The sequence below is a fragment of the Streptomyces sp. NPDC104309 genome (genome assembly GCF_055584025.1).
Genome location: NZ_JBVJMV010000007.1, coordinates 199,926 through 221,671, shown reverse-complemented (window position 1 = coordinate 221,671; position 21,746 = coordinate 199,926). Strand labels below are relative to the sequence as shown.

Sequence of the window (21,746 nt, the reverse complement as noted above, 5' to 3'; positions counted from 1 at the left end):
GGTCGCTGTCGCTGGCGTGATTGGACTCTGACGGAGAGTCAACTAGCCTTGTTCAGGCGGTTCTTCACATCCGGAACCGGGACGGTCCGAGCCACGAGGGGGGAGGCTCGGACCGTCCGTACCGCTGGTCGGCTCAGCTCTTGCGCAGCGCGGCGTCCAGTGCCCGTTCGACGTCGGCCACCAGGTCGTCCGGGTTCTCGGCGCCGACCGAGAATCGGATGAAGCCCTCCGGTACGGCGTCACCGCCCCAGCGTGCCCGCCGCTCGGCGGTCGAGCGCACGCCACCGAAGCTCGTCGCGTCGTCGACGAGCCGCAGCTCGGCGAGAAAGCGCTCGGCCCGCTCACGGTCGGGCAGTACGAACGACACCACGGAGCCGAAGCGCCGCATCTGCCGTACGGCCTTCGGATACGAAGGATCGGTGGGCAGGCCGGGATACCGGACCCCGGCCACCTCCTCGCGCCTGCCCAGCGCCTCGGCCAGGGTCAGGGCGGTGGCGCACTGCCGGTCGAGCCGCAGCTCCAGAGTGGCCAGCGAGCGGTGTGCGAGCCAGGCCTCCATCGGCCCCGGAATCGCGCCGACGACCTTGCGCCAGCGCCGTACGCCCGCTGCCAGCTCGGGATCGCGGCAGGTCACATGGCCGAGCAGGATGTCGCCGTGCCCGGTCATGCCCTTAGTGTCACTGGCCACCGAGAAGTCGGCCCCCAGTTCCAGCGGGCGCTGGCCGAGAGGCGTGGCGAGCGTGTTGTCGACGGCCACCAGGGTGCCGGCCGCGTGTGCGGCCCCGACGAGCCGGCGCACATCGCAGACATCGAGCCCCGGATTGGACGGGGTCTCGATCCACAGCAGCCTGGCACCCTCCAGGACCGACAACTGGGCGTCGCCTCCGGTCGGTGCGGTCCGCACCTCGACGCCGTAGGCCTCCAGCTGCTCACGCACCAGCGGCAGCGCCTGGTATCCGTCGTCGGGGAGCACGACCACATCGCCCGTGCGCGCCTGGGACAGCAGAACCGCCGAGATCGCCGCCATTCCGGAGGCGAAGACGGTGGTCTCGACCTGCTCCCCCGGCGCCTCCAGTTCGCCGATGGCGCGTTCCAGATGGGTCCAGGTCGGATTGGTGTCCCGGCCGTAGGTGTACGGGCCGGTCGGTTCACCGGCGAGGTGGAAGTGCGCGGCGAAGACCGGCCCGGGCAGGGTGGGCTCGAACTGCTCCGGTTCGGGCAGCCCGGCCCGTACCGCTCGGGTCCCGTCACCCGTGGTGCTCATACCGCTCCTCGCTTCTCTCCCGGTGTGCCACCGGTCCGACCTGCACTGTCTCAGCAGGTGTCGGGTCAGTCCTCGTCGGGCAGGACCACGTTCAGCGCCCACGACACGATCGAGATGATCAGGCCGCCGAGTACGGCGGTCCAGAAGCCGTGGACATGGAAGCTGAGGTTGAACAGACCGGCCAGCCAGGAGGTCAGCAGCAGCATGAGCGCGTTGACCACCAGGGTGATCAGGCCCAGCGTGAGGATGAAGAGCGGGAACGTGAGCAGTTTCACTATCGGCTTGACCACGAAGTTCACCAGGCCGAAGAGCAGGGCGACCAGGATCAGCGTGAGCGCCTTGCGCCCGGTGCCGCCGCCGCTCAGCGTGATGTCCTGGAGCAGCCAGATGGCCACGGCCAGGGCACCTGCGTTGGCGATCGTCTTGACTACGAAATTCTTCATGTGTCTGATCGTGGCAGACACGATCGGTGGCGGACACCGGCAGAACAGAGGCAAGGGGCGGACGGGCCATGAAGGCATTCAGACTGGACGAGCTGGAAGCGGAGCGGGCCGCCAACGACGGCGCGTACCTGCAGTTCGTGAAGGAACGGAACATGTCCGTCGGCCTGTACGCGCTGGACGCCGGTGAACTGGACCCGCAGCAGCCGCACAAGGAGGACGAGGTCTACTTCGTCGTCAGCGGCCGTGCCTCGATCACGGTCGGCATGGAAACCACGCAGGTGGGCAGGGGAAGTGTGGTGTACGTGCCCGCCGGTGTCGCCCACAAGTTCCACCACATCACCGAGGACCTGCGGGTCATGGTGGTCTTCTCCCCGCCGGAGAGCTGAGCCCGCTCCTACGGAGGACCGGGCTCCGGTCTCAGGGATCCCTAGGGGGTCGATCAGGGGACTTCAAGGGCTGCGGAACCTCCGCCGGCCCCCTCCGCGCCTCTAGCATCGAAAGCAGGAACTCACAGAGACGAGGTAAGGACGATGGCGGTGCGGGAGATATTCGCGGGGATGCCCTGGTGGGTGAAGTGGATCGCGGTGCCGGTCATCGCGATCGTCGTGTTCGGCGGTCTGATCGCCAGCGTGGTCGGGTTCGTGATCGGTCTGCTCTTCAAGATTCTGGTCTTCGTCATCCTGGTCGGAGGACTCGTCTTCGTCGTACGCAAGTTCATGTCGTCCTCCTCCTCGCGCAGCGACTGGTAGGAAGATCGGAAACCGGGCGCAGGATTAGCCCAGCTGAGCTAAGTGCAGGACGAAACGACCCTCCCGGCGGATGCGGCCGATATGGTGGCAATCCGCTGCCGCCACCTGGGAATTAACTGTCCGTCACTACCCTGACCAGTGGTTTGTACGGCGTTCGGCCTCCGGACCCCAGGCATGCGGCGGTCCGTGGGGGCGGCCCCCACAGGCGGGCTGACTGCCCGTCACCATGCCTGGGGGTGACTGTTGACCACGGCATCGAGCACTGCTGTCCCGACGCTGATCGGTTCGGTACAGCGAGCGCTGAGGCTGCTGGAAGCTGTGGGCGCCCATCGGGACGGGGCGCCCGCGAAGCAGCTGGCCAGGGAAGCGGGTCTTCCCCTTCCCACCGCCTACCACCTGCTGCGCACCCTGGCCCATGAGGGCTATCTGCGCCGGGAGAACGGCGTCTTCCTCTTCGGCACCGCCGCGGAGCGCCTGGTCGGCGAGGGAACGCTGCGGAATCGTCGCAGCAGGATGACGGAGTCGCTGAGCCGCTGGCGCGACACCATCGGCGCGCCGGTCTACTGCGCCGTCTACCGCGAGGGCGAGATCGAACTCGTCGCGGTCGCCGACGACCCCGCCACACCCGCGGTGGACGAGTGGGCGTCCTTCCGCGAGACCGGCCACGCCCATGCGATCGGCCAGTGTCTGCTGAGCCGGCTCGACGAGAAGGCCCGCGAGGATCATCTGGACCGGCACCCGGTGCGTCCGCTGACCCCGTACTCGGTGCGGGACCGCGCGGCGCTTCTTGAGCGATTGCGGTCGTTGGAGCGAATGGAACCTGTCATCGAACGACAGGAGTACGCCCTGGGGACGGTCTGCGCGGCCATCCCGATCGCCGCCGGTTTCACTGCCGCGGCGATGGCGATTTCCGTACCCCTGGAGCAGGAAGACCGGTTGCTCCCCGCAGTCGAACAACTACGTGGCGAAGTGGCCAGCCTCTTGCGTTCGTTCGTGTTCTCTATCAGTATCTGAAAAATCACTCCTTGTGATCTGCTATCGCGTGCACCACGATGGCGTCAATAGGGCCACGGGGGATCATTCCTGGCCAGATTCATCTACTGCGGGGTTGGACGATGCGCGAGTCGGTTCAAGCTGAGGTCATGATGAGCTTCCTCGTCTCCGAGGAGCTCTCTTTCCGGATCCCGGTGGAGCTCCGGTACGAAGTGTGCGATCCGTATGCGATCCGGATGACCTTCCATCTCCCCGGCGACGCCCCCGTCACCTGGGCATTTGGCCGTGAGCTGCTGCTCGACGGCCTCAACAGCCCCAGTGGCGACGGCGATGTGCACATCGGGCCCACGGAGCCCGAGGGGTTGTCCGATGTACATATCCGTCTCCAGGTGGGCACGGATCGCGCCCTCTTCAGGGCCGGTACGGCGCCGCTCGTGGCCTTTCTCGACCGCACGGACAAACTCGTGCCGCTCGGGCAGGAGTGCACGCTGGGTGACTTCGAGGGCAATCTGGAAGAGGCCCTGGGCCGGATCCTCGCGGAGGAACAGAACGCCGGCTGAAGAGCGCGGCGCCGCAGGCCGGCCCGTCGGTCGAACGCGACATCCGCCGAATGGGTGAATCGCTCTCCGTGTGGAGGCGTTCAAGACTTCGCCCTGCGACGGCGGCCCTTCCCGGTCCGTACGGGTGCTGGAGCTCCGGCTTCCGCGCCGAGCCCCGTGCGGTCCGCGGAGACGACCAGCGCGGCGAGCACGGTCGTCACCGGCACCGAGGCGACCAGTCCGATCGAGCCGACCAGCGTGCGTACGATCTCCTCCGCCACCAGTTCGCTGTTGGCCACCGTCCCCACGCTGCTCCGGGCGATCGAGAACAGCAGCAGCAGCGGCAGCGCGGCGCCCGCGTAGGCCAGCACCAGCGTATTGACGACCGAGGCGATGTGGTCGCGCCCGATCCTGATCCCTGCCCGGTAGAGACCCCGCGCCCCCATCGTCGGGTTCGCCTGGTGCAGCTCCCAGACCGCAGATGTCTGCGTGACCGTCACATCGTCGAGCACCCCGAGCGAACCGATGATGACACCGGCCAGCAGCAGACCGCTCATGTCGATGTGCGGGTACAGGCCGTGGATGAGGCCGGTGCTGTCATCGGTGTTGCCGGTCAGGCTCGCCCAGCCGATGAAGAGCGATCCGAGCAGCCCGATCAGCAGCAGGGAGATCAGGGTGCCGAGGACGGCGACCGAGGTGCGAGCGGTCAGGCCGTGGCACATGTACAGCGCGATCAGCATGATCGCACTGGCGCCGACCACCGCGACGAGCAGTGGGTTCGAGCCCTGGAGGATGGCCGGGAGGATGAACAGCGTCAGCACGGCGAACGACACGGTGAGCGCGACCAGGGCCATCACGCCGCGCATCCTGCCCACCGCGACCACCACCAGGGCGAAGATCCCGGCCAGCAGCGTCATCGGGAACTTCCGGTTCACATCCGTCACCGAGTACTGCAGATCATGGGGAGCGTCGGGGGCGTACGCCACGACCACGCCCTGTCCCTGGCGCAACTGACGCGGTGCGTCGGGCTGGACGATCTCGACGAAGGTCCGGCCCCTGTCGTGACCGGTCGTCACTTCCACGGTGGCTTTCTCGCACAGCCCCGCCCCGCTCCCCGGCGGCGTCGTGTCGCCACTGGTGGGCATCTGAGCGGCGTTCACGTCCTTGCAGTCCACCTTGTCGATCTTCACCACCTTGGCCTGCTGGGTCTGCTGGTCGAAACCGACACCGGTCCGCTCGTGCGGCGGCGCACCCCCGGGCCAGAGCGCCACCAGACCGACGACGACCGCGGTGGCGAACGGGATCAGTACCACGGCGATGACCTTGCGCAGGTGCTGGGAGACGGGTGCGGCGGGGCCGTGGCCGTGTGAATGGCCGTGCTGATGGCCCTGCGGGTCGGGGTCGTTACGGGGGGACGTCACCGGCCGATCATCGCAAGAAGAGAAGGGCCTCTGTTCATTCCGCCGGACGGGGCGCTAGCGTGGGGGGACCTTTGCACACGCGGGAGCTCGGAGCACCGGGCTGAGAGGGCGCTGATATCCGTACATCCGTACGGGACAGGCTGCGCCGACCGCCGAACCTGTTACCGGGTAATGCCGGCGTAGGGAGTAGGTCTCATGACCACATCGGACGCACGCACGCCTGCCTCGAACCAGAGCGACGAGGCCGGGAAGTCCATCGGCTGGCACAAGGGGTACATCCAGGGCTCACGCCCGGACCTCCGGGTGCCGGTCCGTCAGGTGCACCTCACCAACGGCAAGGACGTGACGCTGTACGACACGTCGGGGCCGTACACCGATCCCACCACCGAGACCGATGTCCGTCGCGGCCTCGCACCGCTGCGGGAGAACTGGATCATCGCGCGCGGCGACACCGAGGAGTACCCGGGCCGCCCGGCCCGCCCCGAGGACGACGGGCTCAAGCACACCTCGCCGCGTGGCGGGCTGCGCAACCTCGACGCGGTCTTCCCCGGCCGGCCGCGGCTGCCCCGCCGCAGCCGGGACGGGCAGCCGGTCACCCAGCTCGCGTACGCCCGCCGGGGCGAGATCACTCCGGAGATGGAGTACGTGGCGATCCGGGAGAACGTCGGACCCGAGGTGGTGCGCGAGGAGATCGCCGCGGGCCGGGCCGTGCTGCCGGCCAATGTCAACCATCCCGAGATCGAGCCGATGATCATCGGCAAGCGGTTCCTGGTGAAGGTCAATGCCAACATCGGCAACTCCGCGGTGACGTCCTCCATCGAGGAGGAGGTGGAGAAGATGACATGGGCGACGCGCTGGGGCGCCGACACGGTCATGGACCTTTCCACCGGACGCAACATTCACACCACCCGTGAGTGGGTTCTGCGTAACTCCCCCGTGCCGATCGGCACCGTTCCCCTCTACCAGGCCCTCGAAAAGGTCGACGGCAAGGCCGAGGAGCTGACCTGGGAGATCTACAAGGACACCGTCATCGAGCAGGCCGAGCAGGGCGTCGACTACATGACGGTCCACGCCGGCGTGCGCCTGCCGTACGTTCCGCTGACCGCTCGCCGCAAGACCGGCATCGTCTCCCGCGGCGGCTCGATCATGGCCGCGTGGTGCCTCGCGCACCACAAGGAGTCGTTCCTGTACGAGCACTTCGAGGAGCTCTGCGAGATCCTCGCCACGTACGACGTGACGTACTCGCTGGGCGACGGGCTGCGCCCCGGGTCGATCGCCGATGCCAACGACGAGGCCCAGTTCGCCGAACTGCGCACGCTCGGTGAGCTGAACACGATCGCCAAGCGGTTCGGCGTACAGACCATGATCGAGGGTCCGGGCCATGTCCCGATGCACAAGATCAAGGAGAACATCGACCTTCAGCAGGAGATCTGCGAGGAGGCGCCGTTCTACACGCTCGGCCCGCTGACCACCGATGTCGCTCCGGCGTACGACCACATCACCTCGGGCATCGGCGCGGCGATGATCGCCTGGTGGGGCACGGCGATGCTCTGTTACGTCACGCCCAAGGAGCACCTGGGCCTGCCCAACCGGGACGATGTGAAGACCGGCGTCATCACGTACAAGATCGCGGCCCACGCGGCGGACCTCGCCAAGGGGCATCCGGGGGCGCAGGACTGGGACGACGCGCTCTCCGACGCCCGTTTCGAGTTCCGCTGGGAGGACCAGTTCAATCTGGCTCTCGACCCGGTCACGGCACGGGAGTTCCACGACGAGACGTTGCCGGCCGAGCCTGCGAAGACGGCGCACTTCTGCTCGATGTGCGGCCCGAAGTTCTGCTCGATGAAGATTAGCCAAAGCATCACACGGCAGTTTGGTGGCAAGACGGCTGCTGGGGCGACGGCTGAGGAGGTCGCTGAGGGGATGCTCCAGAAGTCGAAGGAGTTCGCTGAGGCGGGGAACCGGGTGTACCTGCCGATCGCTGACTGATCCTGACCGGATCTTAGGCACGTGGCGATCGCTGGGTTCGCGTAGCCAACCGTGCTCCGTCTGGTCGGCCTGACCGGACGGAGCACGATTGGCTGTTTGTCACTGGTGAGGATCACTGTCCTCAGCGCTGGTGGTCACTTCTCCCAGACGGTTGCTTGCGCGGTGAACTCATCGTTCGCAAGGTCCACGCTCTTCACCTCCACGATCGCAGGGCGCCCCCCATTCGTTATGAGGCAGAAGCGGGTCCCTGCTTCCACGTTGAGGCTCTGGACGGCGTGAGTGGCTGCTTGCGAAGCACACACATCTGGTGATGCCTTCGTGCCGGGACCAAGTTCCACGGCCTGAACGTTGTATTCGAAGTAAGCGGTGACGGTGCTTCCCTTGGGGGTGCCCCAGCTTGCATGCAGGTCGCCGCCGTCGTTGTAAGTGCGTGACGGAGGAGTCGTATCCAGATCGGTCGTCTCGTACGTAGCGACAAGCTCGCCTGACCAGCGCACCTTGGGCTTGGCTGCGCCCGACTGGGAGGTTGGGGATTGTTGACCCGGCGTGCTTGCAGCGGCCTCGGGTGGCTGTGGCCGTTGTTTCTGGTCACTGCCTCCTGAGCCCAGAGAGACACCTCCGAAGAACGTGTATATCGCGGTGATCAATGCTGCGACAGCACCGATCAGAGCAGCGGGGCCTTGCCAGTCCCGCCGCCGACGTGAACCTGATGGTTCACCCGGCGATTGTCCGGCTCCCCCCGTCACGCCAGCAGGCGCACTTCCGACTGATCCACTTGAGCCACGCGACGACATCCACCAACCTCCCTTGGCAGGATGCAGCTTGGCATTTGTTGATCGTCGGTGCCCACTTGCTGGTGTCCCTTGCGACAGAACCGAGACAGTCGCCAGCATCGCTCGATCACTGTGCCCAGCCCTGGTGTCGCTCCTTGAGCAGGACCCGGATCTTGAAGGGAAGATGTCAGAACGGAAGCTCAGGCCTGGCGGCACCTCGCTTGATCGTCATCACTTGCTCGTGGAAGTCGCGGGACGCGGCCTCACGCGGGTACCGGGACCTGAGTTCCTTGTCCAGTTCGTCAGCGACCAAGAGCAGGGACGGGAGGGACTTGCGGTCGGCTTCCAGGGCCTTGGTGCCCATGCCGATGGCTTCTTCGATCTCGCCCATGCGGGCGGCGGCCACTCCGAGAGTGAGGCGGGCTTCCGCGGCGCGCATGGGAGAGATCTCGGTGCCGTCTGGGCCGGTGCTGATGCGGATCACCGATCGGGCGTGGGCGGCGGCGCGCTCGTCGTCGCCGAGGAGACGGTAGGCGTCCATCTCGTAGAAGTCCCACTTGTCGGGGTCGATGATGAAGTGGTGTTCCGGGTGGTCGGGCTTGGGGAGTCGGTCCAGCCTGGCTCGGCCTGCATCCAGGGAGTCGCGGACGAGACGGCCGTCACCCATGCGGGCGGCGGCTCGGGCCTTGTGCGCGTAGAGCTGCACGCCCACCGAGTGCGTCTGGTCGGCCACGTGCCCGGCCTCGACGGCGTTGAGCATGTCCTGCCAGCGGCTCTGGGTGAGGGCGAACCATGCCTCGATCTCCCATGCCCACGCCTTGATCTCGCCGTGCCCGGCCTCTTCTCCGATGCGGAGTGCAGCGGCCTTGCTGAGGTTGGCTGCTTCGCGCTGGCCCCGGTCGTACTGCACGCACGCGTTGAGCAGGAAGAGCCATCCGGTGTCGACCAGTAGCCCTCGGTGCTGGCGCAGGGTCATGCGGCCTTCGAGCTGCTTGGTGACGTACTGGAGGCCGTTGCGGGTGCGTTCGTGGAGGTAGTCGGCGTCGGCGTACGGGTAGGCGCGGGCCAGTTGATCAATGCCCTGTTCGATCGACTCCAGGGCGGCGCTGTTGATGCTGGACATCTCCGTGCGGCGCAGCATCTCTGCGATGTCCCATATGCCCGCACCGCCCTGGGCGATCAGGGTGCTCGGATCTTCCGGCTGCGTGGTCCTGGCCGGTTGTTCCAGCTCCCACGGGCGTGGGGTGAGTCCGGCGAGATGGCCGGGGATGCGTAGGCCATCGACCACTTCGAGGATCTTGTGGAACTGGGTGATCCGTGGGCGGACGCCCTTGCCGTCGGTCTCGGGGCGGGCCATCTTGCCGATGTGCTCGCGCTTGTAGCCGACGGCTTCGGCGATCTTGGCGTAGCTGACGTTTCCGTGGATCTTGGCGAGTCTGAAGACTTCGCCGAAGTCGTGGTTGGCGATCGCCGACCGCACGTCTGAGCGTTCCAGTACGTGAGGCGGAAGAGCTGCCGGTGTCGGTGCCGCTGTGGTCATCCACTTCCCCATCGTGATTGACCTGACGTCTGAGCCTGCTTGATCTTGTCTTTCGATCATCTCGCCGTGCCTGTTTCGCGAGTCTACCGAGGGGGTCCCCAAGAGAGGGGTCCCCAAGTGGGGGGAGTCCCGGCAGGGCTGCGTGGTGCACTCTCGCGTCACCCTGCCGGGAGAGCCCCGGCAGACGTGATCAGAGACGGTGGTCCGTGTCATGAGCGCGAGAGAAGCGCGGCGGCATGAACGGGTGACGAGTGAGTTAGACGCGTACGCTCACTGGTTCGCGGCTCCGGATCCGTCAACGGGTGGGCGGTATCTAGCCCTGACGCTCTTCGCCGAGTTCCAGGACACGGCGCGTGTCGCCCGTTCCATGACGGCTGAGTTCCTCAGGGACGCCGGTGCGGACGCGGTTGTCGACGACGCCCGGACGGTTGTGTCGGAGCTGGTCGGGAACGTGGTGAACCACGCGGTCCCGGACCGGCGCCTGGCCCGTCCGGGCGCGAGTCGGCGCATCGATGTGACGTTCAAGGTCTGGCCGGAGTGGCTGTTCATCGGAGTCGGTGACGAGGACTCGACGCCGCCTCTGCTCCCTCTCGGTGAGGCATTCTCGCCTGGTCTTGTGGGACAGCTGTCGGAAGCGGTGCTGCCCGACAGCGGGCGTGGGCTGCTGATCGTCCAGAGGCTGGCAACGGCCGTCTGGTGGACGCCGGAGGACGAAGGCGGCAAGACCGTGTGGTGCCGCTTCGACCTCGGCCAAGGGGCGGTCAGTTCTTCGTCCTGACTGACTCCGGACCGCTGCTCACGTGTCGACATCGCGTGTGTGGCGGCCCGGCTGGCCGGATGTCGCCCGGCCGGGGCGTTGGCCCCCTGGGGCTGGGCTCCCCACTCGGCCCCAGAGGCCGCGCTTCACAACCGAAGACCGAGACCGGACCACCCCCGCGCCTGGCAGCAACCGGGGTGGTCCGGGAGGGGACGCAACGATCCCCGGTGCCTGATGGTACCGGGGTCGTTGTGCTGTGCATTCGCCTTGGTGCCAAGAGAGTTGACGAACAGTTACAAGGCGGGAGTGGCAACGTGACTGGCGCGGGGGCTGAGTGGCCCGTGGACGGCTCGGACGTGACGGGTGCGGACTTTGATCTGTGGGTGCGTGGCGTCGACTACATGGCGGGCTGGCGTGAGGCTCGTGTGGCTGCCGACGAAGCCAACCTTGCGTTGCTCGGGTCCGGTTTCGAGCCGTCCGAGTTGCGGGCTGTCGCAGCGACGGACGATGACGGCCGGGGGGTGGTGCGGCTGGTCGGTCAGCCCGGTGCCGTGACCCGGCTCGCAGGGCTTCTGCGGCGGCTTGCTGACGGCGACGGTGGTGCAGCGTGAGGCGTCATTTCGCTGGGGAGTGGTGCACGTGGGCACGTCGCCGGCCGGAGAGACTTTGGGCTGGAGTTGCCATGGGGCGAGAGAACAGGGGGCCTTACGCTCGCCAGCGGATCGGGCAGTCCTTGGACCTGCCCGCAATAGCCCGATCGGCCCCCTGTTCTTCGAGGCTCGCCCCATGGTGGCTGCCTAAAGTCTCGGAGGCCGTCGACCCCCAGCCCGCCACGCCCCTGCCCTCGACGGCCGGTCGACGCCTCGACTTCTCGGGCAGGCTGCGGGCGGGGGCGCCGGGCGACCGGACGGGACCGGCGTCCACGCCGCACGCCCGGCCGGGGCGGCCGGGCGCCCCGGCGCGCCGCAGGCGCGCCCTTGAGGAAGTGAAGGCTGTTTCGACCGATTGCCCTCGGCGCTCAGGTGCGGGCGCGTTGCGCGGGCTGCTGGTCGGCGGCGATCCGGTAGGCGAGTTCGGCACGGTCCGCGCCAAAGCGCAGCTCTTCGAGGAACAGCGGGCGGTTGTCGGTGTCGTGCGTGACGCGGGCTACGTGCAGGATCGGTGTCGCGTCCGGGAGCTTGAGCGTGGTCCGCTCGTCGGGCAGGGGCATGTGGGCGCTTACCGTCTCGGTCCAGGTCAGTTTGTGTCCGGCCTGGGTGAGCAAGCGGTAGATGGCTGCTGGGCGCGTGCGGGGCTCCTCGGCAAGCATCCGGATGCCGTCCGCGGCCTCGAAGGGGATCAGTGTGCGGTGCATCGCGCGCGTGCCGGTGCCTGGATCGATGAGCAATCGGTCGCACCCGAACAGGGCTTCTTCCTCGTCGAGGTGGAGGAGTCGGCCGGTGACCTTCGTGGTGCGGGTGCGGTAGGTGCTCGGCTCCTCAGCCTCCTGCCAGATGTCGCCGTTAGGCATCACGAACCTGCCCTCGGCGGTGCGGCTGATGCGGCGTTCGATGATGAGCAAAGGCTGTCCGCTGGAGCGTACGAAGCTGCCCTTGCCGTGGCGGACGTCGATGAGACCTTCCGCGCGCAGTGCCGCGATGGCGTTGCGGACGGTCGGCCGCGAAACGCTGTAGCGGGCCATGAGCCGAGCTTCGGATGGCAACAGGGAGTCGGGCGCGAACTCGCCGGACAGGATCGCCTCTCGGATCGCGGCGGCCACCTGCTGGTAGAGGGCTCCTGGGCGCTGGATCTCCGACATGTCGGCATCTCCGGTCTGAGGTCATAGGCACGTCGCACGCGCGACATCACTCGTCAGCATAAGTACTTGCGCTCCTGCCGTACAAGAGTCCATAGTCGTAACACGTAAGGACAAGTGACGTCAGGGTGTCTGACGTCCCAATCGGCCAGGGAGGCCAAACACAATGCAGTCCATTCCCGTGGACACGGCGCGACTGGGCGTACTGCGGTGCGCCATCGCGCCGGAAGCAAAGCTCAGCAACCCCGAGACGCAGGAGGTGAAGAGGGACCGGGACGGCAACCCGGTCTGGACCGTGGCCGTCACCGTGCGGCAGGACGGACGACGGATCTCCGTCATCGAGATCGCCGTGAGCGGTCAGCCGAAGGGCATCGAGGAAGGCCAGATCGTCAAGGTCACCGGCCTGACCGCGTTCGCCTGGTCGATGGGCGACCGGCACGGCGTCAGCTTCCGCGCCGACGCGATCACCCCCATGTCCGGCGGCACGGTGCACGCCAAGGGTGGTGATGCGTGATGGGACACGTATTGCTCGCCCTCGGCCTCGCAGTACTGGCATGGTTCCTGGTCGTTGGTGACCTGGTGCGCCAGCACCGCCCGGCCTGGCACTGGTGCCTGGTCGGCTACCCGGCGACCGCGTTCCGAGTGGCGTTCACCTGGCGCAAGGTCGCCCAGCTCAATGACCTTGCCGTGGCCAAGCGACCGCCGCGCGGGCTCCTTGGGGACCTGGTCGTCAAGGGTGACCCGCTGCGGCCGGTGGCTCCCCGGATCTCGTTCCCGCGTGCCACCCGTACAGGGCTGACCGTGGTCGTGCGGCTGCACGCGGGCCAGACCCCGGCGACCTTCCTGAAGGCAGCAGACGCGCTGGTGCACGCCTGGAAGGTCCACGCGGTCCGAGTCACCTCGCCGGAACGTGGGCTCGTGCTGCTGACCGCGACGGCCACCGATCCGCTTCAGCGACCCGGATTAGCTTCGGCCCCCACCGAGTTGCTGTCTGCCCTCATCGGGGTCCTGGAGACTGGCGGCGCCTGGGTCATGAACCTGCGCCTGGTCCCGCACTGGCTCATCGTCGGCGCGACCCGCTCGGGTAAGTCCACTCTGCTGGCCAGGCTGATCACACAGCTCGCCCCTCAGCCGGTCGCCCTGGTCGGGATCGACTGCAAGGGCGGCATGGAACTCGGCCTGTTCGCCCGGCGGTTGAGCGCACTGGCGACATGCAGGCGTGAAGCGGTCGCAGTGCTCTCCGCGCTGGTGGTCGACATGCAGGACCGTATGAGCGCTTGCAGGTCGGCCGGTGTGCGTTCGATCTGGGAGCTGCACGAGAAGGTGCGGCCGGTGCCGGTCGTCGTGATCGTGGACGAGATCGCGGAGCTGTACTTGTCCGACGGCACCCGTGAGAGCAAGGCGGAGGCGGAGCAGTGCTCCACGCTCCTGCTCCGCATCGGACAGCTCGGCGCGGCGCTCGGTCTCCACTTGGTCGTCGCCGGACAGCGAGTCGGCTCTGACCTCGGCCCCGGCGTCACCGCCCTGCGCGCCCAACTCGGCGGCCGGATCTGCCACCGCGTCAACGACCCCGGCACCGCCGAGATGACCCTCGGCGACCTCAACAAGGACGCGGTGGCCGTCGCCCAGTCGATCACGGCGGAAGAACGCGGCGTGGCCGTCTGTACCGGCCCGGACGGCGGCTGGAGCCGCGCCCGCTCCCACCTCACCCCGACCGACGAAGCCGTGACCACGGCCCACAAGTACGCCGCAACGACCCCGGACCTGCCCGCCGTCGGCCGCGCCCTCGCGGCGCTGGAAGGAGACGCGAAGTGATCAGTACCGGTACCGCCGTCTCGCTCGTCGTGGTCTTCGGGATCATCACCTTCCTTCTCGTCCGCTCCCGCGACGTACGGATCTGGGAAGCCGCCTGCATCGCCCTGTTCGGCATGTACCTGGGCGAGACGCCCGTGGCTCTGACGGTCAACGGCTTCCTCACCTGGCTCCTCAGCGGCTTCCGCCACTTCTGATCTGGAGGAACACGACCATGCCCATGCCTCGCGTGAGGTGCCCCCACTGCAAGGGCGACGGAGCCCGTAGGACCTGGACCGGACGGACGCGCCGTTGCCGCGTCTGCCGGGGCACCGGAACCATCCGCTGACCACCATCCCGCCCTCGACCCGGAGGTGATCCCCATGACCCACGGCGCACCACCCACCATCGCCCGTGCCGCCTCGGCGGCCCACCCCGGAAGGTCACCACCACCATCACCCCGGACCTCACCCCGGCTGACCGGCGCGCCGCCCTCGACCGCGCGGCGCGCCTGCGTCAGCTCCCTGAAGCAGACCGCGACGCCATCCGCCTCGCCCAAGACCCCAAGTTCCCCCGCCTGCTGGAACAGATCACCGCTACCGGCGGCTGCTCCCACCCCGTCCACCTCTCCGGCTCCACCACCGCCTTGGACGGCACAACTGGCGAGATCATCCATCACTACGACACCCGAACCGAACCCGGCGAACGCCTCCTCGTCCGCTGCCGCAACCGCCGCGCAACCGTCTGCCCGGCCTGCTCCCGCCTCCACGCCGGAGACACCTACCACCTCGTCCGCGCGGGCCTCCTCGGCGGCAAGAACGTCCCCGACACGGTCCGCCACCGGCCCCGCCTCTTCGTCACCCTGACCGCCCCGTCCTTCGGCCCCGTCCACAGGGCTGGGGAACAGTGCCGTTCTCGCCGCGACGGCGGAGCCTGCGAACACGGACGGTCCCTCGGCTGCGGCGCCGTCCATACGCCGGACGCGCCTCTCACCGGCCAACCGCTCTGCTCCGACTGCTACGACTACACCGCCCACGTTCTCTGGCACGCGCACGCCTCTAAGCTGTGGGACCGGTTCGTCATCGATGTCCGGCGGCGTCTGGCCTCCTCCGTCGGCCTCGTACAGTCCCGCTTCGCCCGGCACGCCCGGCTGTCCTTCGCCCGCGTCGCCGAGTACCAGAAACGCGCGGCCGTCCACGTGCACGCCGTGGTCCGCCTCGACGGCCCGGCTGGACCCGACGACGAACCCCCGGCTTGGGGCACGGCGGTACTGCTCATCGACGCCGTACGCGCTGCGGCTCGGCGGGTCCTGGTCCACACCCCGTACAGCCCCGCTGTGGGGGAGCTGGCCTTGCGCTGGGGCGTCCAGGTCGATGCCCGCCCCCTGCGCACCGACGGCGACGGACCCGACGATGACGCCGTGGCTGCATACGTGGCCAAGTACGTCACCAAGGGAGCAAGCGAGACAGGCGCCGGCACCGACCATCCGCCCACTACCAGGGACGACATCGAATCGGCACCCGTCAGCGAACACGTCCGCACCCTGATGCGTACCTGCTGGCGTCTGGGCGGCCTACCCGAGTACGAACCTCTGCGCCTGCGGGCATGGGCTCACACCCTCGGTTACCGGGGCCACATCCTCACCAAGTCCCGCGCCTACTCCACCACCTACGCAGCACTCCGCGCCGAACGTGCCCACCACGTGGGCCACGTCGATCTGTCCGATGCGCTCACCGAACGACAGTGGCACTACGTCGGCTCCGGACACACCCCCGGCGCTGCCCTCATCGCCGCTGGCATCGCCGAGGACATCGCCCAGAACCGCGCTGCCGCTCTCGAATCTCTCCGGCCTTGGGGTGACGCCGTCTGAGCACTCCTCCGACGAAGCCGAGCAGGAAGGACAGAGAGCAAGCGGCGGTACGAGCGTGGATCGATCGACAGCTACGCGAATCTCCCCCACTCTCCGACGATCAGCTACGGAGCGTGGGGGAGATCCTCGGACTTCAGCTCATTCGGAGGTCCGCCACACAGGCTTGAACAGGTTCGGATCGAAGGTCTTGTTGCCCTTGCCGCCCGGTACGGCGATCACGGCAGGCAAGACCTTCTTGATCGCCTCGCGCTTCTGGGTGAGCGTCTTCGACTTCCACGCCTTCTTGACGTCCTCCGTGGCTTCTTCGGCCTCCGCCTTCAACGCCTCGTGCGCCTTCTCGTCGGCACGCAGCTCCTTGATCCGGCGTTCGAGGACGGGGAGGTTGCGGAAGAACGTCTCATCGTCGACGTCCGTGTCCTCGTCGTCATGCCACCGGCGTTCAAGCTCCCTACGGCTCTTCAGCGCACGTTCCAGCGCATCGGCCTTGTCCCAGTCGGGCACTTCCTGAGCCTTGGTCGCGGCGTCTCGTTCCAGCTTGGCGATCACCAGTTTCTCGATGGCGTCGTCTGTCATGTCGCCGCGCTTGTAGGTCTTGTTGCAGCCGCCATCCACGGTCTTCTTGCACATGTAGGCGTGCTTGTACTTGAGCCAGTCGTTCGCCTTGATCCCGATCATCTTGTTGTTGCAGACCGTGCCGTCTTCCCGCACGCTGCCGCAGCGCAGAATGCCGGTCAGCAGGTACTTGTGAACCAGGCCGCCACGCGGCATCCCGGTCCCGCCGCCGCGCTCCCTGATCTTGGCCGTCACGGCGAACCACTGTTTCGGCGTGATGATCGTGCCCCACTCGCCCACAATCGGCTGGTCGTCACCGTCGCGCACGAGTTCACCCTTGATCTCGCGGTACCCGCAGAGCCGTGCGTTCATCAAGACCTGCTTGACGGTCTGGTATTGGAAGGGATTGCCCCGGCTCGTGATGAATCCCGCCTCCTTCCACTGCCGCGTGATCTCCGAGATCGAGGCGCCCGCGATCACGTCGTGCACGGCCTTCCGGATGGCGTCTGCCTCCTTCTGGCGCAAGGTGACTTTGTCGTCCTCCCATCCGAAGGGGCGCCACGCCGCAACGGCCTGTCCACGGATCGCCCGGCCGCGGTGGCTGTTCCGGCTTCGGCGCTGCTTCTTCCTCGTCTCGCTGAGAGACATGGCGACGCCCACAAGTCCCTTGATCTCGAAGCCTTCGGCGTAGAGGTCCTGGAGGCCGTTCGAGTCGTGGTAGACGCGTTCCTCATGTGCGGTGAACGCCTTCAAGTACCGTTCCCAGTCGCTCGGACGCCGGTACAGACGATCGTCGTTCGCGGCCATGACGCCGTGAATCGGGTATCCCTCCGGCGTCACTCCTGAGGCAAGGTCGGCAAGCAACTGCTCGAAGTCGTCGCGAACGACGCTCTCCTTGCTGGCGCTCTTGTCGTTGTCCGTATAGCGGTAGACGACCAGCCACCCGAGCCTGCGCGCGGTCTCAGTCATGTCCCGGTGCTGGTCCTCGATGCCGTGGGCGTCTTTCACCCGGCCATCGAACGAGATCCGCGCGTAGCAGACCACGCACTTCAACTCAGGGTCGGCGGCCAGCATGGCGCGCACTTCCTCGACGGACGGCACCTCCTCAGGTACACCCCGCAGCTTGCTGACGACCTCTTCCCGCTTGCCCACTGCGTTCCCCCTCCGGTCCGTTGAACGGGCTGATAGAACGACCGTAGCGCATATGTGGGTTCTAGTAATGCTCTTCTCGATGAAGATCTCCCAGGACATCCGTCGTGAACACGGTGGTTCCCAGGCGGAGATCGACGCGGGCATGGCGGAGAAGTCCAAGGAGTTCGCGGCGGCCGGCAACCGCGTCTATCTGCCGATCGCGGACTGAGCCTGTCGCACGGAGCCAGGGGTGGCGAAGGCCGTTTCGCGGACTTTCGCCACCCGTCCGCTGTTCTCCGGGTGCGCAGCGGGACCCGGGCGCGGTGGCGTCGGAGAGCCGGCGGACGGGGCGTGCGCGGGAGCCGACCGGTCTTCAGGATCGCCCGCTCGTAGGGGTGCTCCTGGAGCGCCTGGGGGTCGATACGACCGGACCTGGTCAGTCCGGTTCGTGCTCGGGCCCGCCGAAGTCGGGGCTGGTGAAGTCCGGGCTGGTGAACGTCGGGCGTGGGCCTGCCGCCGGGCCCTCGTCCGGGCTCGTGAAGTCCGGCCGGCTGTAGCCGATCTTCGGGATGCGGTTCGCCGAGCGGTGCGGTGTGCGCGACGCGCGGCCGGCGTCGGGGTCGGCGAGCGCGTCCCTGAGGAACGGCAGGATGCCGCGCTCCAGCAGCGCGTGGCGCCATGCCTCCCGGGCGCGCGCCACATCCTCCGGCAGCTCGTCCTCGGCGTCCTCGGAGGGCTGCGCCGTCGACCCGTTGCGCAGCGCGGTGATGAGCAGTCCCACGGCGGCGGCGAGGATCGCGGCGGCCATCACCGCTGCGAAGAACCATCCCGCGGTGACCATGGTGGAGGCGAAGGACGGCGGCGGGCTGAGCAGTTTCAGCAGATAGCCGGCCAGCAGGAATATGAACGCGGCGGTGCCGGCGAGCACGGGCGTCAGGACCGTGACGACAGCCCCTATGCCGGCGCCCGACTGGTTCTGTCGGCCCGTGCCGGGACCGGTGCCCGAATCCTCGCCCGCTCCTTCGGCCGGTTCACGCAGCTCTTGACGGGCCGTCACATAGTGCTCGTACTCGGTGGCGGCTGTGGCGGTGATCAGCGCCGTGGCGTCCAGCGCCATGGTGCGCAACTGGACGGCATTGAGCCGCTCGCCGACCGCGGCCAGATCTGGTCGTTCATGTGCGTGGCGCAGTGCGTCGTCGAGGATCCGCTCGTACTCGGGGCGGTCCTCGGTCAGCAGGTGCGGAGCGCTGTTCATCTGCATCCCCCGATGCTCCGTTGGGCCTGAGTACCCGCTCGGACCGGGCAGTTGGGCGGAAACGGAGGAGAGCCTGCTACTGATACGCCGATGGTAGAGCGCCCACGGCACGGGGTGACAGGGGGTTTCCGTAAATAGGCCCAGTGATCGGCGTGTTCAGGTCGTGGAAGCGTCTTCCCGGAAGAGCGTCAGTCATGCAGGGGCAGTTGGACGACCAGTAGCTTTCCGGCCATGGTCACTCCGCCGTCCATGGCGATGGCGAGGCCGTCCGCGTAGACGTGCGGCCCTTCGACCACGGGGCCGGAACCGTCCTCTCCGTCCTCCGAGCCGACCTCGCCGAGAAGGTAGGGGATGGGGCTGTGACCATGGACGATGCGCTGTCCGCCGTAGGCCGACATCAGCTCCCGGACGGCCTGCGGACCCCCCTCGTCGCGGAAGGCGAACCGCTTGGTGAGCTTCCGGAAGAGGTCCCAGCACTCGTCGGCGTCGTTACGCGTGAGAATGGCGTGCACGGTGTCGTTGACGTCCTCGATGGTGGTGCCGTAGTCGAGGTACGCCGTCGTGTCGGAGTGCATCAGCAGATGCCCGTCCTCCTCGATGATCGCGTCGAGCCGGGACATCCACTGGAGGTGGACGTCCTGAAGCCGCTCCATGTCGTTCTTCTGGCCGCCGTTGAGCAGCCAGGCGGCCTGGAAGGTGGCGGTGCCCGCACCCGAGTTCACCGGGGTGTCGCCGAACCGCTTGGCGCCGATGAGCAGCAGTTCGTGATTGCCCATCAGGGCCTTGCAGTAGCCGCCGGCGGCCGCGGCCTCGGCGGAGAGACGCATCACGAGGTCGATGACGCCGATGCCGTCGGGGCCGCGGTCGGTGAAGTCACCGAGGAACCAGAGCCGGGCATTGCCCGCGGACCAGTTGCCCTCGGCGTCGATGAGGCCCTGCTCGGCGAGGGCGGCGTGGAGCTCGTCCAGATAGCCGTGGACATCGCCGACGACGTACAGGGGTCCGAGCCCCGGCTCCGGGACGGGCCGGGGGTCGGGGACGGCCCGCACCTGGACGGTGTCACCGCGGTTGATCACGGGAAGGTCGAGCTCGGTGGGGGTGTACCCATCCGGCAGTTCGTGTTCCGGGACGGCATGGCCCGGGTGCGGCGATGCAGGTGGCACCGGTGTTTGCGCATAGGGCGGTACGCGGAAGTCGCGCAACGTCGCAGTCCGCACCACGGGTTCCTGACCGGCCCCCTGTGTCATCGACCCCTCCACCACCGTCGCGCCGCCGTACACCTGACGGGCCCTGCTGGTCGGGGCGGTCCGCGGTGTCGTGCGCCCATCATAGGAATGCGGATCGTGCTCTGTGACGCACCAGGGGTGGTGAATCCGGGCGCACATCAGGTTCACCGGCCGTTTGGTCCGAAATCGCCTGATCAGTCCCCTGCGGGGGAGCGGGGCGCGCTGACCGTGGTGCGAGGCGGACGGCGTTGCGAGGACGTCCGGACGATGAGTTCCGTCGGTATCACCTGCTCCACCGGTCCGTCGTGAGTGACGCCTTCGATGGCGTCGATCAGGAGCTGGACGACCGCTGTGCCGATTCTGCCCGGCTTGAGCGAGAGCGTGCTGATGGGGGGCTCGGTCGTCGCGTACACGGTGGACTCGCTGCAGCAGACCAGCAGCAGGTCCTCGGGGACGCGCAGGCCGTATCTGCGGGCGGCCGCCAGGAGATCGGTGCCGTTGGGGTCGAAGAGCCCGTAGACGGCGTCGGGCCGGTCCGGGCGGGCGAGCAGCCGGTCGGCGGCGACCGCACCCGCGCACGGGTCGTGGGCGGGATAGGACTCGTACACCGGATCCTGCCCCACGCGCTCGCACCAGTGGAGGTAGGCGGTGGTGGAGAGCCGGGTGTACGTGTCGGTGGTGGTGCCGGTGAGCAGGCCGATGCGGCGGGCCCCGGCGGCGGCGAGATGGTCGAGGAGGTCGAGCACGGCGGCCCGGTGGTCGTTGTCGACCCATGCGGTGACCGGGAGCGTTCCGGCCGGCCGGCCGTCCGAGACGACGGGCAGACCCTGGCGTACGAGCTCCGTGACGACCGGGTCCTGGTCGGAGGGGTCGATCACGACGGTGCCGTCGAGAGCGACGTTCGACCAGACGTCGTGGCGTGAGGTGGCGGGCAGGATGACGAGGGCGTAGCCGCGGGCGAGCGCGGCGGAGGTGGCAGCTCTGGCCATCTCGGCGAAGTAGGCGAACTCGGTGAAGGTGAAGGGTTCGTCCCCGTACGTCGTCACGGTCAGGCCGATGAGGCCGGACTTGCCGGTACGGAGGGTTCGGGCCGCGGCGGAAGGGCGGTAGCCCAGGCGCTCAGCGACCTCACGGACATGGCGGCGGGTGGCGTCCGGGAGCCTGCCCTTGCCGTTGAGCGCGTCGGAGACGGTCGTGATGGAGACGCCGGCGGCGGCGGCCACATCCCGGATTCCCGCTCGTCCCTGCCGGCCGCCGCGCCGGGGTGTCTCCGTCCGGCTCACCTGGTGCTTCCCTGCTGCTGTCATGGCGAGCCGATAGTAGGGCTCGGACGGGTGGTCGGTCCGGCCGCATATTCACTTACTGACAGGCACGTTTTTGCATGATCATAAGGCGTCAAATGCCTTGCAAAGCAAGAGCGTTGGCGGGCTTCACCGTTATGTGTCATGCATCGGACCCGCTGGGCCTGCCAAGCGGCCGATGTCTCGAAGAGGTCTCATCTCACCTCTTCGAGGGACGCGCGCCACGGCGTGAGCCACCGGCGCACGTCAAGGAGAGAAGCGCCCCCCCGATTCCCGGTCGCACCGGACGATTGGACGCTTCGACCATTCGCAGCAGCGCCCAATCCTCATAAGGTGAGCAGTATTGATGTGTACAGA

General features: G+C 67.7%; 21 protein-coding genes and 1 pseudogene. 12 read left to right on the top strand and 10 right to left on the bottom strand.

The genetic code is table 11. The features are described from left to right. Nucleotides 1-133 precede the first annotated feature (133 nt). A complete protein-coding gene (locus tag ACZ68L_RS13345) occupies nt 134-1,264 on the bottom strand; it encodes a cystathionine gamma-lyase (protein ID WP_469576743.1) in 1,131 nt (376 codons plus the stop codon). A 65-nt stretch (nt 1,265-1,329) separates the two neighbouring features. Further along, nucleotides 1,330-1,707, bottom strand: a complete 378-nt coding sequence (locus ACZ68L_RS13340) for a phage holin family protein (protein ID WP_469576741.1) — start codon at nt 1,705-1,707, stop codon at nt 1,330-1,332. Between the two features lie 68 nt (nt 1,708-1,775). Here ACZ68L_RS13340 and ACZ68L_RS13335 point away from each other — a divergent pair, with 68 nt between their 5' ends. The 4 genes from ACZ68L_RS13335 to ACZ68L_RS13320 all read left to right on the top strand — a co-directional run bounded on the left by ACZ68L_RS13335 (nt 1,776) and on the right by ACZ68L_RS13320 (nt 4,009). Further along, complete coding sequence (locus tag ACZ68L_RS13335; protein WP_361449513.1) at nt 1,776-2,093, top strand: cupin domain-containing protein; 318 nt, start codon at nt 1,776-1,778, stop codon at nt 2,091-2,093. 150 nt (nt 2,094-2,243) lie between these two features. Then, a complete protein-coding gene (locus tag ACZ68L_RS13330) occupies nt 2,244-2,456 on the top strand; it encodes a DUF5326 family protein (RefSeq protein ID WP_469576739.1) in 213 nt (70 codons plus the stop codon). Between the two features lie 243 nt (nt 2,457-2,699). After that, a complete protein-coding gene (locus ACZ68L_RS13325; RefSeq protein WP_469576737.1) occupies nt 2,700-3,470 on the top strand; it encodes an IclR family transcriptional regulator in 771 nt (256 codons plus the stop codon). A 101-nt stretch (nt 3,471-3,571) separates the two neighbouring features. After that, nucleotides 3,572-4,009, top strand: coding sequence for an SsgA family sporulation/cell division regulator (locus tag ACZ68L_RS13320; protein ID WP_093895105.1), 438 nt, complete (start codon nt 3,572-3,574; stop codon nt 4,007-4,009). Nucleotides 4,010-4,089: 80 nt separating this feature from the next. On the opposite strand, the gene ACZ68L_RS13315 is transcribed toward ACZ68L_RS13320, so the two are convergent. Then, nucleotides 4,090-5,409: a YibE/F family protein gene (locus ACZ68L_RS13315; RefSeq protein ID WP_469576734.1), complete on the bottom strand. Its 1,320-nt coding sequence runs from the start codon at nt 5,407-5,409 to the stop codon at nt 4,090-4,092. Between the two features lie 195 nt (nt 5,410-5,604). On the opposite strand from ACZ68L_RS13315, the gene thiC reads away from it, so the two are divergent. Next, nucleotides 5,605-7,398, top strand: coding sequence for a phosphomethylpyrimidine synthase ThiC (gene thiC / locus ACZ68L_RS13310; RefSeq protein WP_469576731.1), 1,794 nt, complete (start codon nt 5,605-5,607; stop codon nt 7,396-7,398). Between the two features lie 134 nt (nt 7,399-7,532). Here thiC and ACZ68L_RS13305 read toward each other — a convergent pair whose 3' ends face one another. Together ACZ68L_RS13305 and ACZ68L_RS13300 are read right to left on the bottom strand one after the other, a co-directional pair. After that, nucleotides 7,533-8,045 carry a hypothetical protein gene (locus tag ACZ68L_RS13305; RefSeq protein WP_469576730.1) on the bottom strand — a complete coding sequence of 171 codons (513 nt, stop codon included), beginning with the start codon at nt 8,043-8,045 and terminating at the stop codon, nt 7,533-7,535. A 313-nt stretch (nt 8,046-8,358) separates the two neighbouring features. Then, nucleotides 8,359-9,651 (bottom strand): tetratricopeptide repeat protein, encoded by a 1,293-nt coding sequence (locus ACZ68L_RS13300; RefSeq protein ID WP_469576728.1) that lies wholly within the window; start codon nt 9,649-9,651, stop codon nt 8,359-8,361. 271 nt (nt 9,652-9,922) lie between these two features. On the opposite strand from ACZ68L_RS13300, the gene ACZ68L_RS13295 reads away from it, so the two are divergent. Next, entirely contained in the window at nt 9,923-10,489 is a 567-nt protein-coding gene (locus ACZ68L_RS13295) for an ATP-binding protein (protein WP_469576726.1), read from the top strand. A gap of 320 nt (nt 10,490-10,809) precedes the next feature. After that, complete coding sequence (locus ACZ68L_RS13290) at nt 10,810-11,079, top strand: hypothetical protein (protein ID WP_469576724.1); 270 nt, start codon at nt 10,810-10,812, stop codon at nt 11,077-11,079. Nucleotides 11,080-11,486: 407 nt separating this feature from the next. On the opposite strand, the gene ACZ68L_RS13285 is transcribed toward ACZ68L_RS13290, so the two are convergent. Further along, the gene (locus tag ACZ68L_RS13285) at nt 11,487-12,266 is read right to left on the bottom strand and encodes a GntR family transcriptional regulator (protein WP_469576722.1); all 780 of its coding nucleotides are present in this window, start codon (nt 12,264-12,266) and stop codon (nt 11,487-11,489) included. 163 nt (nt 12,267-12,429) lie between these two features. Here ACZ68L_RS13285 and ACZ68L_RS13280 point away from each other — a divergent pair, with 163 nt between their 5' ends. The 4 genes from ACZ68L_RS13280 to ACZ68L_RS13265 all read left to right on the top strand — a co-directional run bounded on the left by ACZ68L_RS13280 (nt 12,430) and on the right by ACZ68L_RS13265 (nt 15,924). Next, nucleotides 12,430-12,777, top strand: coding sequence for an SCO3933 family regulatory protein (locus tag ACZ68L_RS13280; RefSeq protein WP_469576721.1), 348 nt, complete (start codon nt 12,430-12,432; stop codon nt 12,775-12,777). Then, nucleotides 12,777-14,078: an FtsK/SpoIIIE domain-containing protein gene (locus tag ACZ68L_RS13275; RefSeq protein ID WP_469576719.1), complete on the top strand. Its 1,302-nt coding sequence runs from the start codon at nt 12,777-12,779 to the stop codon at nt 14,076-14,078. The genes ACZ68L_RS13280 and ACZ68L_RS13275 overlap by 1 nt, the downstream gene beginning before the upstream one ends. Next, on the top strand, nt 14,075-14,272 hold the full coding sequence (locus tag ACZ68L_RS13270; RefSeq protein WP_469576717.1) for a hypothetical protein: 198 nt from the start codon (nt 14,075-14,077) through the stop codon (nt 14,270-14,272). Before ACZ68L_RS13275 ends, ACZ68L_RS13270 begins: the two co-directional genes overlap by 4 nt. A 293-nt stretch (nt 14,273-14,565) precedes the next feature. Beyond that, on the top strand, nt 14,566-15,924 hold the full coding sequence (locus ACZ68L_RS13265; protein WP_469576901.1) for a replication initiator: 1,359 nt from the start codon (nt 14,566-14,568) through the stop codon (nt 15,922-15,924). Nucleotides 15,925-16,062: 138 nt separating this feature from the next. On the opposite strand, the gene ACZ68L_RS13260 is transcribed toward ACZ68L_RS13265, so the two are convergent. Next, nucleotides 16,063-17,577 carry a recombinase family protein gene (locus ACZ68L_RS13260; protein WP_469576716.1) on the bottom strand — a complete coding sequence of 505 codons (1,515 nt, stop codon included), beginning with the start codon at nt 17,575-17,577 and terminating at the stop codon, nt 16,063-16,065. 127 nt (nt 17,578-17,704) lie between these two features. On the opposite strand from ACZ68L_RS13260, the pseudogene ACZ68L_RS13255 reads away from it, so the two are divergent. After that, nucleotides 17,705-17,836 (top strand): annotated as a pseudogene (locus tag ACZ68L_RS13255) (thiamine biosynthesis protein ThiC); the annotation flags it as partial. 207 nt (nt 17,837-18,043) lie between these two features. Here ACZ68L_RS13255 and ACZ68L_RS13250 read toward each other — a convergent pair. From ACZ68L_RS13250 to ACZ68L_RS13240, 3 genes are all read right to left on the bottom strand, one after another. After that, nucleotides 18,044-18,868 (bottom strand): hypothetical protein, encoded by an 825-nt coding sequence (locus ACZ68L_RS13250; RefSeq protein ID WP_469576715.1) that lies wholly within the window; start codon nt 18,866-18,868, stop codon nt 18,044-18,046. A 182-nt stretch (nt 18,869-19,050) separates the two neighbouring features. Further along, a complete protein-coding gene (locus tag ACZ68L_RS13245) occupies nt 19,051-20,109 on the bottom strand; it encodes a metallophosphoesterase (protein WP_469576714.1) in 1,059 nt (352 codons plus the stop codon). Nucleotides 20,110-20,282: 173 nt separating this feature from the next. Further along, the gene (locus ACZ68L_RS13240; protein WP_469576712.1) at nt 20,283-21,395 is read right to left on the bottom strand and encodes a LacI family DNA-binding transcriptional regulator; all 1,113 of its coding nucleotides are present in this window, start codon (nt 21,393-21,395) and stop codon (nt 20,283-20,285) included. Between the last annotated feature and the right edge of the window lie 351 nt (nt 21,396-21,746).